At 45.6% G+C, this 14364-nt stretch carries 17 protein-coding genes and 1 riboswitch; of the genes, 5 read left to right on the plus strand and 12 right to left on the minus strand.

Going from position 1 to position 14364, the window contains the following annotated elements; genetic code table 11:
• Positions 1–79 precede the first annotated feature (79 nt).
• Together ACQEXU_RS09000 and ACQEXU_RS09005 are read left to right on the plus strand one after the other, a co-directional pair.
• Positions 80–916: a pirin family protein gene (locus ACQEXU_RS09000; RefSeq protein ID WP_427010538.1), complete on the plus strand. Its 837-nt coding sequence runs from the start codon at positions 80–82 to the stop codon at positions 914–916.
• 14 nt (positions 917–930) lie between these two features.
• Positions 931–1515, plus strand: a complete 585-nt coding sequence (locus ACQEXU_RS09005) for an isochorismatase family protein (protein WP_427010539.1) — start codon at positions 931–933, stop codon at positions 1513–1515.
• A 147-nt stretch (positions 1516–1662) separates the two neighbouring features.
• Here ACQEXU_RS09005 and ACQEXU_RS09010 read toward each other — a convergent pair whose 3' ends face one another.
• The 8 genes from ACQEXU_RS09010 to yhfZ all read right to left on the minus strand — a co-directional run bounded on the left by ACQEXU_RS09010 (position 1663) and on the right by yhfZ (position 8583).
• Positions 1663–2175 carry a DUF2867 domain-containing protein gene (locus ACQEXU_RS09010; RefSeq protein ID WP_427010540.1) on the minus strand — a complete coding sequence of 171 codons (513 nt, stop codon included), beginning with the start codon at positions 2173–2175 and terminating at the stop codon, positions 1663–1665.
• 120 nt (positions 2176–2295) lie between these two features.
• The gene (locus ACQEXU_RS09015) at positions 2296–3525 is read right to left on the minus strand and encodes a phosphopentomutase (RefSeq protein ID WP_427010541.1); all 1230 of its coding nucleotides are present in this window, start codon (positions 3523–3525) and stop codon (positions 2296–2298) included.
• Between the two features lies 1 nt (position 3526).
• Positions 3527–4687 carry a YhfX family PLP-dependent enzyme gene (locus ACQEXU_RS09020; RefSeq protein ID WP_427010542.1) on the minus strand — a complete coding sequence of 387 codons (1161 nt, stop codon included), beginning with the start codon at positions 4685–4687 and terminating at the stop codon, positions 3527–3529.
• Positions 4688–4752: 65 nt separating this feature from the next.
• Positions 4753–6054, minus strand: coding sequence for a YhfT family protein (locus ACQEXU_RS09025; protein WP_367990560.1), 1302 nt, complete (start codon positions 6052–6054; stop codon positions 4753–4755).
• A 9-nt stretch (positions 6055–6063) separates the two neighbouring features.
• Positions 6064–6423, minus strand: coding sequence for a DUF2620 domain-containing protein (locus tag ACQEXU_RS09030; protein WP_367990558.1), 360 nt, complete (start codon positions 6421–6423; stop codon positions 6064–6066).
• An 8-nt stretch (positions 6424–6431) separates the two neighbouring features.
• Entirely contained in the window at positions 6432–7310 is an 879-nt protein-coding gene (locus ACQEXU_RS09035) for a phosphotriesterase-related protein (RefSeq protein ID WP_427010543.1), read from the minus strand.
• Entirely contained in the window at positions 7304–7681 is a 378-nt protein-coding gene (locus ACQEXU_RS09040) for a hypothetical protein (RefSeq protein WP_427010544.1), read from the minus strand. The genes ACQEXU_RS09035 and ACQEXU_RS09040 overlap by 7 nt, the downstream gene beginning before the upstream one ends.
• A gap of 11 nt (positions 7682–7692) precedes the next feature.
• Positions 7693–8583, minus strand: a complete 891-nt coding sequence (gene yhfZ / locus ACQEXU_RS09045) for a GntR family transcriptional regulator YhfZ (protein ID WP_427010545.1) — start codon at positions 8581–8583, stop codon at positions 7693–7695.
• A gap of 328 nt (positions 8584–8911) precedes the next feature.
• Between yhfZ and ACQEXU_RS09050 the strand changes: the two genes are divergently transcribed.
• Complete coding sequence (locus tag ACQEXU_RS09050; RefSeq protein ID WP_367990548.1) at positions 8912–9202, plus strand: hypothetical protein; 291 nt, start codon at positions 8912–8914, stop codon at positions 9200–9202.
• Positions 9203–9263: 61 nt separating this feature from the next.
• Here ACQEXU_RS09050 and ACQEXU_RS09055 read toward each other — a convergent pair whose 3' ends face one another.
• The 4 genes from ACQEXU_RS09055 to ACQEXU_RS09070 all read right to left on the minus strand — a co-directional run bounded on the left by ACQEXU_RS09055 (position 9264) and on the right by ACQEXU_RS09070 (position 12271).
• On the minus strand, positions 9264–9713 hold the full coding sequence (locus ACQEXU_RS09055; protein ID WP_427010546.1) for a hypothetical protein: 450 nt from the start codon (positions 9711–9713) through the stop codon (positions 9264–9266).
• Between the two features lie 35 nt (positions 9714–9748).
• Positions 9749–10501: a phosphatase PAP2 family protein gene (locus ACQEXU_RS09060; RefSeq protein WP_367990544.1), complete on the minus strand. Its 753-nt coding sequence runs from the start codon at positions 10499–10501 to the stop codon at positions 9749–9751.
• A 197-nt stretch (positions 10502–10698) separates the two neighbouring features.
• Entirely contained in the window at positions 10699–11526 is an 828-nt protein-coding gene (thiD, locus tag ACQEXU_RS09065; RefSeq protein WP_427010547.1) for a bifunctional hydroxymethylpyrimidine kinase/phosphomethylpyrimidine kinase, read from the minus strand.
• Between the two features lie 66 nt (positions 11527–11592).
• Positions 11593–11702, minus strand: a riboswitch (TPP riboswitch).
• Between the two features lie 68 nt (positions 11703–11770).
• Positions 11771–12271 (minus strand): lactoylglutathione lyase family protein, encoded by a 501-nt coding sequence (locus ACQEXU_RS09070; protein WP_427010548.1) that lies wholly within the window; start codon positions 12269–12271, stop codon positions 11771–11773.
• A 124-nt stretch (positions 12272–12395) separates the two neighbouring features.
• On the opposite strand from ACQEXU_RS09070, the gene ACQEXU_RS09075 reads away from it, so the two are divergent.
• Both ACQEXU_RS09075 and ACQEXU_RS09080 read left to right on the plus strand, forming a co-directional pair.
• Positions 12396–13289, plus strand: a complete 894-nt coding sequence (locus ACQEXU_RS09075; protein ID WP_427010549.1) for a LysR family transcriptional regulator — start codon at positions 12396–12398, stop codon at positions 13287–13289.
• Positions 13290–13399: 110 nt separating this feature from the next.
• Positions 13400–14230, plus strand: coding sequence for an HDOD domain-containing protein (locus ACQEXU_RS09080; RefSeq protein ID WP_427010550.1), 831 nt, complete (start codon positions 13400–13402; stop codon positions 14228–14230).
• The last annotated feature ends 134 nt before the right edge of the window (positions 14231–14364 follow it).

Here is a 14364-nt window from a genome sequence, read left to right on the forward strand (position 1 = left end):
AAATTAAATATACCATCTAATCAAATAATAGGCTCTGTCATACCATGCATCTAAGATATTTAAATTCTGAATGTATGATATGAGTAGACAAATCCAAGCAATAAGAGATGGGCTTAAGCATGGCCCCGTACATAGTTATATGACCTCTGCTAATGTTGCAGATCTCAACCCTTTCGTCCTTTGGGATCATTTCTATATTCCGCATATTGAACAAGCTACTGGCTTCGGTTTTCACGGTCATTCAGGGGTAGCGACCATCAGCTATCCACAAAAGGGGGGGATTGCCCATGAAGATACAGGGGGGCACTCTGGCTTTCTAGAAGCGGGGGGAATTCAAATTATGTCGGCTGGTGCAGGCGTACTCCATAAAGAGATCATTCATCCCACTCACCATGTAGCTGACGCATTTCAGCTATGGGTTGCTCTTCCAGCAGAAAAACAAGAGATGGGGCCAGTGACTTATTCGACACTACCCCAAAATGGCATCCCTATTGTTGAAACACCAACTTCCACAACCAAGGTATTAGTTGGAACACATAACGGGGTACACAGTACCGCTCAAGCGCCTGTCGATATGACGTATTTACACATCAACAGTGATGCAGAAGACACATGGCAACATAACGAAAACAATTCACAAACGACTGCATTTGTTTTTGTACTCCATGGCTCTATAGAAATAGGCAATAAACAAATATCAGCAGGTGAACTCGGTATTTTCGAAAAAAATATGGAACCAATCGATATCAAAGCAACACAGCAAAAAGCGGAGTTCCTCTTTATCTCTGGCACACCGTTACAACAAGCATTCGTCAGCAATGGCTCTTCCATTCACAGCAGTACAAAGAACTTAATCGCAGGTGTTCAAAGAATTAAGCAACTGCACTTGCAAAAAGTACAAACCACTCACCCTTAAAAGAGAAGTTAATTATGAATACAACGACCTTTACTCCAGAAAACTCAGCCATGCTATTAATCGACCACCAAATAGGAACGATGGGCTGGGTTGGCTCGACAAGCCTTGAAGCTATTAAAAAAAACACCGTTGCTTTGGCGCGTGCAGCTAAGGCGACAGAAATGCCGTTGATTTTGACCTCAAGCATGGAAGACCAAGCTCAAGGACCTTTGTTTGATGAATTAATTCAAGCTGTGCCAGAAGCATATGAGAACCGAATTCTTCGTGCTGGTATTGTCGATAGCATGAAAGATCACAACTTTGCACAAGCGGTGCAGGCCACTGGCCGAAAAAACCTCATCATAGCGGGTATCACCACTGACGTATGTGTGGTTTATCCTGCAATTACAGCGGTACAAAACGGCTACAACGTACAAGTTGTTGTCGATGGTTCTGGTTCTCCAACAACGTTAGCGGATGAAACAGCGCTAAGACGAATGGAAAGTCATGGCGTTACATTAACCTCTACGAATCAGTTAATTGCAGAGCTTGCACAAGACTGGAACAGCCACAATGGTAGAAAGCTGATACAAGTGTTATTTGAAGAAGTATTATCATAGCCTAACTCAGCCGACATGCCGCTACACAGAGAGATTGTTTAGCGGCCTAATACACCGATAAGCGACTAATCGTAATATTGTCTATTCATAAAGCTTCTCAGCTCAGTGTCGATCCATACTTATAAGTCTGTGTTTCACAAAGTACTCTTAGGGCAATGGAAAATAAGGCAGTTGCCGCAGTGAAGCTGGCACAATCAATTTATGCATTGGCGCGACAAATAACATGTAAATGTGACCCAGCAAGTTGTTCACCTGCACCACGGTCGTCACGTAAATGCGAGTTTTTCCATCTAAAAGTGGTTCAAGATAAAGTGATATCGACACATTCAAATGCTTATCTCTGTCTTCGACCACTACTTCTTGAGGAGAGATGTGACGCAGGGTGAAGATGCCCATTTTATCGCCAGTTTGATACTCTGACTTGGTCAAATCTGGCGTAAAATCGCTCAAGTTTCCTAAGTGCTTTAACCCCATCTTCGACACGATGCTATTACGCCAAGACATCAGTGTTTCAACCCACTCAGGCGTTCGAATCATCAATTGCAAGTACACATCCACCGCTTCTACCTTTTCTGGTAGTTCCATCACACGATAAAAGCTATCAACAAACGATGCATTAGGAATTTCTGGTGCAAGAAAACTTTGAACAGATTTGGTCATCCACTGGCCCTCCGTAAAAGAAACATAGTGGCATTTTTAACCAGCTCAGCCTATAGCCAGAAGTACCAAAGGTTAAATTTTTGTATCTATGGCAAGCAGATTCGCGCAACTAAACCTATGCTATGGCATGATCTGTTGCATAAATGATTGGCCATTTTGTGGGGATTTGGCACCAAAGAAATCAGCGACGCTGGCACCAACATCCGACAATGTTGACCGAAGGCCTAAACGTCGCCCATTAAGGCCATGACGAGCTACCAACAAGGGCACCTGTTCACGAGTATGACGCGTGTGACCAATAAATGGGTCATTCCCGTGGTCAGCCATCACCACCAGAACATCCTCTTGATTCATTTGCTCCAGCACTTGAGCCAACCTTGCATCTGCACGTTCCAAGACTTTCCAATACTGCCTTGGGTCTTGTTGGTGCCCTGAGAGATCGGTCTCTTGTACATTGAGACAGAAAAATCCATGTTGATATTTGGCTAAATCCTGAGTCAGCAAATCAAACAAGGTGTTGGTATCCACCAATGAACAATATGATGTGCCATCTGGGTTTTGCACGATATCAGCCACCTTGCCATACAACCAAGTGTGCACATTCTGTTGGTCGAGCAGATACGGCACCTGCGTTAGGCGATCGACCCCATAGCCAAGGTGTACCACTTCAAATCCATTCTCATACACACCGGTATCCGGCGTATTGGTACCAATAAAAGCGGGATTCCCGCTCGCGTCACAGCGGGTTTCCAATGCATTTAGAATGGGTTCAACACCACCGATATGGCCACCAAAGACGATATTACGCCCAACAGGATTGGCACCGCGTACGACTGCACCGATCTGTTTAACCTTATCAAAGCTGAGTTGGTCAAAATTGGCGCACAGATTAAAAACCTGCCCTAGATCAGCTTCAAGGTTATCACCAATAACTGCGGCTTCTTGCACCATCAATGCTGCTAAGCCATCACGCCATACACGTTGGTGGATAAATCCCGCTCGCGTCAGCGCTTCTTCAATAGGTTCAATCGCTTGTTGAAACGGCATTTCGAGTGGTTTTTCAGGACGAGTTCCCATGATTTCTTGATGCCCCATGAAGGTATCACCACCATGATGGGCTAATTGCGCCATACCGATATTGGCATTTGAGTTAGGTTGCATCTTATTGCTGGTACCGGGTACCAAATTCATTAACCCTAAACGCTCTAACGTTGGCAGCCGTTTCAGCGGGAAATGTTCCAGCAGTTTAGCTGCGGTATGGGCACCACGGTCTTGTGGACGAACCATTGCCACATCTGGCATTTCTCCAACACCAAAACCATCGAGAACCACTACAATGAACCTTGCCATGCTACACCTCGTTACCTAATGCATCCCAAACCCCAACTAAATGCGGCTGACCAGTTTGAATACCCGCGACAATGGCAATGTCGCTGCGAGTAACAAACACCTGAGTCCGAAACGCCATGATGACTGGCGAACCAACCGGTGCCAGTGCAGTCAAGCGCAAGTGGTAGTCAATACTGGCCTGCTCATCATTTCGCACATGGCATTTCTGAGCTGGAGCTCCGGACTTTGGCCATATCAATGCGTGCTCAGCATGACCACGCCGATAGTAGCCACCACCAAAGCAATAGCTTTGCCCTTCATAGTGATGGGAGATCTCACTCAGATAGAGCATCGCGATACGCTCTGGCTGGGCGGTTTCAAACTGATGCAGTGGCGTTGTTCCTGTGAGCGCGTGGCCCGGCTCCACATGGGTTGCGCCGAGTTGAGCCAACGTCGCCATCGATGCACTACAAGTCAGCGACGGCAGGTTAATCTGTTGCAGTTCAATTCCCAATGCTTCACATTGTTTTGCCGCATTTGCCACCGTATGAGCATTGGATGTGGGCACAACTTGATCATACTCCGCCAGCAGGCAAGGGAAATGGGTTAAACCGGTGATCTTCACCCCCGGTAAGGCTTGAATGGTTGCAACCACTGACTCAATATCATGTAGGGGAAAGCCCGTTTCCTGATTGGTATAAAGCATGTCTCCCGGAGCATAAAATTTCAGTAAGATATTCTGAACTCGACCGACCTTTTGCGCCGCTTGCGAGAGTGCCTGAGCTTTTTCTATGCTTACGACCGTTACTACGTCAGGTTGGACTTCATTCATCAGTTGGTCCAGCATTGCCTGCGGTGGCTGCACTAAGTGACCAACGTGGACGATTTTAATTCCGTGACGCGCAAACAATCGAACTTCTTTAAAATCCACACAAACAATGCCTTCATAGCCAAGCTCATCGACCAACAAGCGTCCCAGATATGGGTTTCGTCCAATTTGTTTGGTCATGGCATAAAGCGCAATGCCGTGCTTGTCGGCTTTGGCTTTAATGGTTCTGGCATTGTTAATAAATGCATCCAGATCCAATACGTAACTGTCTGGCAATATTTCACCTTGCTTGTGCAAAGCTAACGCAGCATCAATCAAGGCTGGATTGTGCTTTTGTAAAGCGTTTACAAACATAACGACATTCCAATGAAAAGGGCGTCAGCTCCAAATTAGGGGGAGGAAGCCGACGCCAGATAAATCTAAACGGAGAACAGTCCAACGACATGAAGTAGATTGAGCACAATACCGGTCAAAATTGCAGCTACAGCGGGTGCTGCTATCTTAAGTACCGGGCGGCCCATCACTTCATTGAGGAAGTAGAGCATGGCAAAAATGGTGAAGCCGGTGGTTGAACCCATCTTCATTACTGCCAAGACACCACCAATCAACAGAGCAAACTCCATCAGGGTATTCATTGAATTACGAATGTTGTCGGACGCATTACGAATAGATGGGAATTGCTCCAGCACACGACCTACGCTACGCAGTAACATGACTTCAATACAAATGGTGACCGCGCCCAATGTTGCAGCGACCGCGATATTTGGTGACAAGTAACCCACGACAAACACAAACGTCATTCCGACCACACCATAAACACCGGTTGCCAGTGCCGTAGTGGCGATCAAAGGAATAAAGCCAAGGCCACGCATAAACTCAGACAAAGCAACCTGTTGAAGAGCCGCATCTTGTTCTGCCGGATCAGTCATTTTGTACGCATCTGCCAATGAGTAGATCGATACTTCAGAGCCTGCAAAAATACCTGCGTTAGAAACAGCGGCAATCAAAGCGCCAGTTACCGCCAAAAATGGCAAGTGTTTCACAATTCGTTTGGTGCGCTCATCAAAAATGCTGTGCATGCCTGACATATCAGGTGGCTCAATGCCATTCTTACGATCACTGAGATCTTTACGCACTGCGATAAGAATCAGCATCAACATACCGACAAAGATCTGGATTGATTCAGGGTAAATACCTGTAAATTTGATGACCAGTAGACGCGATAGCAAGACGACGGCAGCTGCAACTGCACCTGCTCTCCAACCAAACTGGTACAAAATAGCCAGCAGAGGAAACAGAGCAAAGGCAGACATCACTGGCGTGCCCAGCTCACCAAGTGCACCAAGTGCGTCAATCGGTAGCCCTGTCAGCACTGTATTCACAGCCGTCAATGAGGTTACGACCAGAATACCCCATATGGCACCACCGACTGCAGCAAGTATGCGACTACCAACCAGCACACCGATAATGTCGGTGGGCAAAAACAACAACCACGGATTCAGCAGGCCGGTAGAAAGGGTAAATGAGATCCCGACAGAGGCAACAAAGCCAATGGAGAGACCAAAAGCGACAGAGCCTGCGTCGCGGCGGGTCATATTGCCCTCAAATAGTTGAGGTAAAATAGGGCGAATGCCATCGTGGAAAACGGCCGCACTCATATTGGCTATCAGTGCTGTCATTGCACAAAGTACAGCAACTAATCCTAAGTTCATGATGTCCATAATAAATCCTTACGCTCTGAGCAAAGACTGAGTTAGCATTGGGATCGCATGCTCAACATGCTCCACCGACAAACCAAAGGCCACTCGACCTTCTTCGATAAAACGTGTCACCTCATCTTGCTTTGCTTGAATAGCCGGCTTAGCAATGGTGCAACTCTTATCAAAACCGATGATGGCAATGGCAATCGAAAGCGCGGCACCAGCTCCGGTGTTGCAACAACCGATGTAATAATCGAGCTGCCCTGCTTTGACCTGCATTGCTGCATCCATATCGTTGAGAATATGCAGCTCAAACTGGCCGGGGGCCGTCTGTTCAATCTGCTGTTTAATTTGTTCTCGCTGAAGTCCAGCGATTCCGATTCGTTTCATAACCGTGCCTATTTGAATAATTGGTAGGGGTTTTGTTTCATCATGATGTCTATTTCTCTCTCACTGATGCCTGCGTCGCGAAGCCTTGGTAAAAAGTCAGTGATCAGATAACTAAATCCAAGGCCACCATTGGCTTTGAGGTGAGAGCGTCGGGTAATGTCCATAGAGAGCATCACCCGTTCAAGAAGGCCACGCTGGGACAGTTCCACCAGCATGGCTATTCGTTGTTCATCCGGGAAATAGCTGTTCTTCCCGATGGTATCGAACTGGACGTAGCAGCCCTGATCGATCAACCACAAAATCTCTTGCAAGTTGCTTTTCAAATCGCAATGACCGATAGTGACGCGCTCTAAATCAACGTGATGACGACGGAAAAACGCAACCTGTTCACGCCCCATTGTGCTCATTGATTGATGCGTAGAAATCGGTCTTCCCGTTTCTTTATGCGCAATAATGGCGGCTTCAAAGACCTTCTTTTCAAGGTCTGTAAAGGTATTCTCACTGCTGCCGACTTCACCAATGACACTAGCTTTGAGTTTGCTGCCTTCTAGCCCTTGCTCTAACTCACGTACCATCTGTGCCGCCAATTGCTTTGCGCTGTCTCGTTCAACTTCCGGAGGAAAAAAGCCTTCAATGTAATGACCCGTCGATAGCAAAACATTTATCCCAGTGTCATTTATTAAATCTTCAATAAATTGAGGATTTCTCCCCATAAAAGAATTAGTGACTTCAATAATGTTCGTAACACCCAGCGCCACCAACTCACGCATTTCCGAGGCAATCAACGCATATTGATCAAGCCGACAATCGACATCCCCTTTCTGAGGTGAAAGGTCGATGTGCAGATGCTCATGGCAATAGGTATAGCCGGTCGGATCGATTAACATGACGCTGCCTCACTGTCGGTTGCGCATTGCAAAGAAAACAAATTACTCACCAGAAAACTGGTCTCTGCTGAATTCGCCGCTTCAATGCCATATAGCGCCAATAGTTTATTATTGAGTACCATTAACTCCGAAAACCCCTCTTCTTGCTGGATCTCCAACCAAGTCTCTTCATCCAAACCCGCTTCGATTTGCTCATTGTTGAGGACTCTGTCCGCCGCCCGTGCCAAGTGAGTCACTAACATCTGGTACTGTTGATTTTCTTCATTCACGCCAAAGCGTGATACCAGTACGGGTAGTACTTTTAGCGTCGCTTGATAGCTGTGTTCGCTAATCACCTTGCTTTGCATCAAGAGGGTTAATCGTTGTTCCATTATTGTTCCACCTAGTAACTTGGGGAGATCTCTCCATCGATCACCGCTTGTTGGTGACGACGAAGGACATCAATATTGAGTAACTTGCGCAAAAGAATACGAATATGTGGGCTGTCACTATTCACTAACATCACCGCTTCCGACGCCTGTGCACACTGCTCAAACTCATCCAATGACTTTTCTTCTAACTTAAGCCGTTGCATATCTGTGGCTTCTGTAAGCCAAACCACTGAATCAATTGCCTTACTTTGCAGTAGGTTGATACCTTCGCTATAGCTGATTTCCACCAACTCGATGTTTTTTCCAGCAAACGCTAACTCGGTTAGGACTTTTTGGTCTGGAGAATCAAAGTCGACCCCGACTCGTTGTATCTTTTCATACTCACCCTGACGAAAGATCAGCCGATGCGGGTTAGAGTAAGAATAGGGGCCAAAGTCCAAGGCCGTAACCAACCCATTGGCATATTCTTTAGCAGCCAGCCGCGACATGATCGCGACATCATAGGTTCCTAATTTCAAGCACTCAGCACGCACATTCGCACCACGCATATGGGCAAAGAAAACGGGAAAGTCATTCATTTGCGCCTTAATTCCACTGGCCAAGCCTTCATAGTGCTTGGTGTAAGGCAGTGGCATCGCACACACCATATGAGCAATACCCGCTAACTGAACTAACTTGGGTTCATTTAATGCTTCGATGATGGTGCCATTGCGACCCTGACGACGCAGCCGTACGGCATCACGCTCCTCAATTGTAGTCAGTGCTTTCTGAATAAAGCCTATCGAAACCCCAAACTCCGATGACAGAGCATCAATGGTTTTGACTCGCTCACCCACGTTGGCCGAAAGTAAGTACTTAGCAACATTAATCACAGCAGAGCCTTCACGGCTGATGTATTGCATAACAACTCTAATCTTCAATATTTTGAAGATATATTAGTGGTGAATTTATCAACAAGAAAGCAGAGAAAAACAGAAATGTGAGTTTTATCAGTATATTTTTTATTCAGCGCGGAATTTAGCGTCACCTATACACCAATATTTTTAGTGCCGTTATACTAAATACGGCTTGAGTTAGTGTTATTTTTATCAACACTAATTTGTTGAAAGGTAAACTCTTTTCTCACCACAATTAATAAAGATCAATCTTCCTTGTTATTTCGCGCCGCATTTCATACGGCTGTTCTACACTAATAAATGAATTTCAGTGGCTGCAACTCAGGAGGACGCTATGATAGCCGTTCACAGAAACTATCTGCTTCAAAATGCCAAGCATTGGCATGCACACGTTGCCGTGAACCCTGTGGGGATCATTGATATCGAAATCAAAGAGAACCACGTTCATCACAGCTCTAGTTTTGACGATTTACAATTTGAATCCATTGCGAACAAAACGCGCTTAAGAGGACAGGGAAACTCGACTCAGTGGGAGGTGATGCTCAGCGATCACGATGCGCTTGAACTCAGCCACCTTATCCACGAAGCAAATGAAGAGTTAGAAACCTTATTACGCGATTTGTAATCGCAAGCGGAAACAATATCGGTACGTGATCATGTACCGGATAAAAGCTCAGCCTTGAAAGCTACTGTCGGCAGTATCTTTCAAGGAGGCTGGGGTTTTCTTTTTCTAAGGTAAAGTACTGCAACGTCCCTTCAATCGGCTCACCATCAAGTTTTGCCATAACAAAATCATAATATGGCGTCTCTAATCTATCTTGTAAGCGATATTCTCCCACACCTTTCTTAGCAAGAACTAAGGTGTAATCTTTGATATCGAGTGAGGAAAGTTCGTTGGCAGGGATGATGGGAATATCAGAGTGGCGTTGGTTGAAGCGATTAATTTGATAAGACCAGTCGGCGTACCATTCGCCATCAAAATTAGGGCTGTGTCCCAGTATCGCAATGGGCCTACCCTGTTGATATGATTCACATATTTCATGTTTTGGTCCCGATTGCTCTACATCAGGGGCACATGCCGCAAGAGCCCCGCAGAAAAAGGCTGTGATTCCAGTTTGGGAAGCTCTTGTCTTCATTATCGAATTCTATCTCAAAGTGACATTAATACTACTTATAGACCATGCAACCAGTTTTTGGGTAGTTTTTGCATGACACGGTCGGCTAACAAATTGAATTCCGGCACTAGCGCATACACCAAAGCCACAAACATTGCGGAACCAACGAGGTCAACCGGTCGATGCATCCCTAACCACAAACGGCTATACGCAACGCCTAATGCCCACAACAAGATCACACCAGCACTCGCATAACGTTTATGCTGCAAAAATAGCCCCGCGAAGAAAGCCACGCAAATGGACGCAAAAATCGTATGGCCAGATGGGAATGAGTAATCCGTTTCGCCTAACCAATGATGAGTACGCCATGGACTCACTTTGGTCGACACCGTTTGAATCACTTCATTCTGTTGATCCGAGCTTAGGTTGTAGAAGTGCGAAGCCTGAGGAATAAGGAGCTGGTTCACTAACAATTGAGTGTATGGACGTGGGCTCTCTGTCGCCATTTTAAGGCCAGTTTTGCTCGCAAAACACAGCACTAAAATCACACCCAGTTGAAGTAACTTACTTAAGATTTCTCGCTTGGTTAGGTTTAAGCGTAAACAAAGTGTGCACAGGACAACCAGTGTCAACAAAAAGCCTTTACTGCCCGCCGAATCCGTAAGAAGCGTAAAAAGAAAACCGGTTGAATCAGAAACGGGATCGAGCAAATCAATGTGGCTGACAGTCAGAGCCAATGGCCCTATCAATGTCAGAAAACAGCCCAGTAATATCAGACCATGTCGCTTATTATTAATCAGAGTATTCACGTTACACCAACCGAATTTACACTTGTACGTTCACCAGTAGAACCATTAGCGAATGGTAGTGGATGGTATTAAGGTAATTATCAACTCGATGTCAATTCGCGGAAAGATCAAAACACTTATAAGTAAAACGAGTAAGCGATTGCCAAAACAAGATCAGAATAGGTTTCATAGCGCTGTGAACCAGCGCTACAACTGAATCAACGAACATTGATATGTCCAGTAAAGAAATGGTTTACAGGGCCATGTCCCTGCCCTACTTTCAGCTCATCCGCATGCGTAATCGCTTGTGTGATGTACTGCTTACCCAAGTACACGGCTTTATGTAGCCGGTTTCCCTGAGCCAAATAGGAAGCGATGGCGGAAGAGAGTGTACACCCGGTTCCGTGGGTATTTTTGGTTGCAACCCGTTTGCAGCGCAGTACGTCTATCGCCTCTCCCTCAATCAGCACATCATTACTGCTTTCATCTTGCTCAAAGTGGCCGCCCTTGAGCAAAATGGCTTTCGCACCCAATTGGCGAAGCGGCACAATCATTTCACCAATTTGTTCTTCATTATCGGGTAAAGCGAAACCTGTTAAGGCAGCGGCTTCCGGCAAATTCGGCGTGATCAGATCAGCCAGTGGTAACAACTCTTTTTTCAAAGTGTCGATAGCTGAATCATGCAATAACATATCGCCACTGGTCGCAACCATCACCGGATCAACAACAACAAAGTGAGGCTGATATTGAGTGATTTTGTTTGCCACCACACGAATAATATCCGCATCGGCCAACATGCCCACTTTCACAGCAACGATATTTAAGTCTTGAAATACCGCGTCTAACTGGCTCGCAACATGCTCAACAGGAATTGGTAGAATCGCCGTCACCCCTTGAGTATTTTGTGAGGTAATGGCAGTGATCACAGAACAAGCGTACCCTCCAGAGGCGGAAATCGCTTTAATGTCGGCTTGAATGCCCGCACCACCTCCGCTATCGGATCCGGCAATGGTAAGAACTATGGGGGTCATGTCTTGTGGCAGCATAATTACTCCTACAACAAGACGTAAAGAACTGATGGCTCGCCAATAATGACAAGCACTTCGCAACACAAAGTCGCGTCAATAGTTCCCTACGTCAGTGCTAACTGAATCAGGTTCAACGGGTCTCGCAATGCGATCTCAGCCAATGACATTGTCAGTTGGCTCCCCGACTATTCGTGCTCGATAGTATCAGTAAATGCTCGCTAGAGGCACACTATTTTAAAGTGCTAGCAAAGATAGCTCACCCTTAGTATGCGCCAGCTGCGTAATGCAACTCGTAACTGTGGCTATAAATTTCAAGAATATTGCCAAACGGGTCTTCCATATAAATCATGCGATATGGTTTTTCCCCTGGGTAATAGTAACGCGGAGCTTTCATGCGCTTTTTACCCCCTGCTGCTACAATTTTTTCCGCCAGACCTTCAACATCAGGGTCTTGAACACAGAAATGAAAAACACCGGTTTTCCAATATTCAAAATTATTCTCTGGGTTTTCCTGATTCTTAAATTCAAAGAGTTCCACACCAATGCGATCCCCAGTAGAAAGGTGTGCAATTCGAAAACGTTGCCAACCTGCACCAAAAACGTCAGTGCACATTTCACCAATCGCTGAATCGTCTTCAGTAATTTCTGTTGGCTGCATAATCACGTACCAACCTAACACCTCTGAATAAAACTTAACCGCAGCCTCTAAATCCGGCACCGAAATGCCAATGTGGGAAAATGCTCTTGGGTATGCTGTAGACATATTTAACCTCGTTCAAAAGAGGGCGACATTGCCCGTTGAATGAGGTTTATGTTAGGTAAGACGTTAACAAACAGGAAATTATTATATATTCTGATTTTAATAATTTCTTGTTATCAAAAATCCTATGCTAAATCCACTCTGGCTCAACACATTTAAAACCCTAATCGATGTTGGCCATTTTACGAAAACCGCAGACACGCTACACATGACGCAGCCAGGCGTCAGTCAACATATCCAAAAACTAGAACAAGCTTGCGGCCACCTGTTGATTCAGCGGGAAAAGAAACGTTTTGAGCTGACAGAACAAGGCAAGTTAGTCTATCAATACGCCAAGCAGTGCGAAGCGTCTGAACACGCCTTATTTACCCAGCTTGCCTTTGATGACCCATTCGCCGGAGAGTGTAAACTCGCAAGTTCTGGTGCCGTCGCATTATCACTCTATGCCCCGCTATTGGATTTACAATGTAAATACCCCAACCTGATCATAGAGTTAGAGGCTGCCCCCAATCATAAAATCATCAAGGGGATCATTGAAGGCAGTTTGGATATGGGAGTCGTCACGCACAAACCTGACGATGCAAGATTGAAAGTCGTCTTTCTAGCCAACGAACCCTTATGCTTGATTTTGCCACCACACTGCAACGCAACCGCTATCACACCAGAAAAACTGACAGAACTTGGGCTTATTCGTCATCCCGACGCCCACCATTATCTCACTCGCTATTTTGCACAGTGTCGTGATGAAAAACTTATGAATACTGACATCGATGCGATACCCACTCGAAGTTATATCAATCAACTGAGCCAAATCTTATTGCCTATCTCAAAAGGATTAGGATTCACGGTACTGCCACAAAGTGTCCTAGAAAACTTTTCTGATAAAGCAGATCTAACCGTTCACCAACCTACCGATCCTGTCGTCGAAGCTTTGTATCTGATTCAAAAAAATCACCGTCAATTACCGAATCGGTTCCACACAATAGAGCAGCAAATTCATCATACGCTAGCGGCTTCATAGCTGACGAATCATCAACCCTTCTGATGCTTTTGTATTAATTTCGTTTCCTGACCTATAGTTTATTTACCCATATTTAAGACCCTAAACACAGCATAAGAATGGAGACTATTATGAGTCACCCGGACTTAATTTCTCGTCTAAACGAATTACCCAGAATTCAGAAGGTTCTGCAAGAGCTGTTAGATATGGTGAATCAGGATGATGTAAATTTTGGCGAGTTAACCAATAAAATCGCGATGGATCAGGTATTAAGTGCCCGCCTGCTCCGCATGGCAAATTCTGCCCACTTTGGTGGTACTAAAACCATCTCTTCAATCAATGAAGCATTATTGCGAGTAGGAACGGGGCCAGTACGCACATTAGTGGTGGCTTCCGTACTTTCCAGCTCTTTCCCTAAACTTAGAACCTTAGACATAGAACAATACTGGACAGATACGTTTGAAGTGTCAGTGATTGCTAGCAAGCTGGCAGAAGAGATTGGCTCTGACAGCAATGAAGTCTTCACTACAGGCATCTTGCATAACATTGGTGAACTGATGATTCACACCCTTGTACCTGATGATGCGGTCAGAATTCAGCAACAAGTGGAAGCTGGCGCTGACCCGATAGCCGTACAAGAAGCATTGCTCGATATTTCAGCGCCCACACTCGGCGCCAGACTCGCAAAAACATGGAAGTTCCCAGCCAAGATGGTGGATGCCATTGAGCATTTTCATGATCCACGAGATGCCGAGGTTTCTCCCAAATTAGCCGCTGTTTTGCATTTTGCCCGCGACATCCATCACAAGTGGGATACGCTGCAAAATGACAGCGAAAAAGCCCATTACATTGCCGATCACCCGGATTCTCGCCTACTCCATGTTTCTGCAAACTTCGCAGCCACAATTGACAAATTCCGCGGAAATGGCCGTGATCTAGCCCTGCAATTGAACGCCGCGTAAACCTAATTTTTATCACTGAGCGCAAGAATCAATGCCGTTTCTTGCGCTGATGCGGCACATCCAACAACTCATCGATTAATAATCGTGACGACAAAATTTATTCATTAGACTCTGCTGGCTTTTTGTCCGTTAAT

The organism is Vibrio sp. TRT 21S02, from assembly GCF_050113675.1.
In the GTDB taxonomy this organism is placed as follows: domain Bacteria; phylum Pseudomonadota; class Gammaproteobacteria; order Enterobacterales; family Vibrionaceae; genus Vibrio.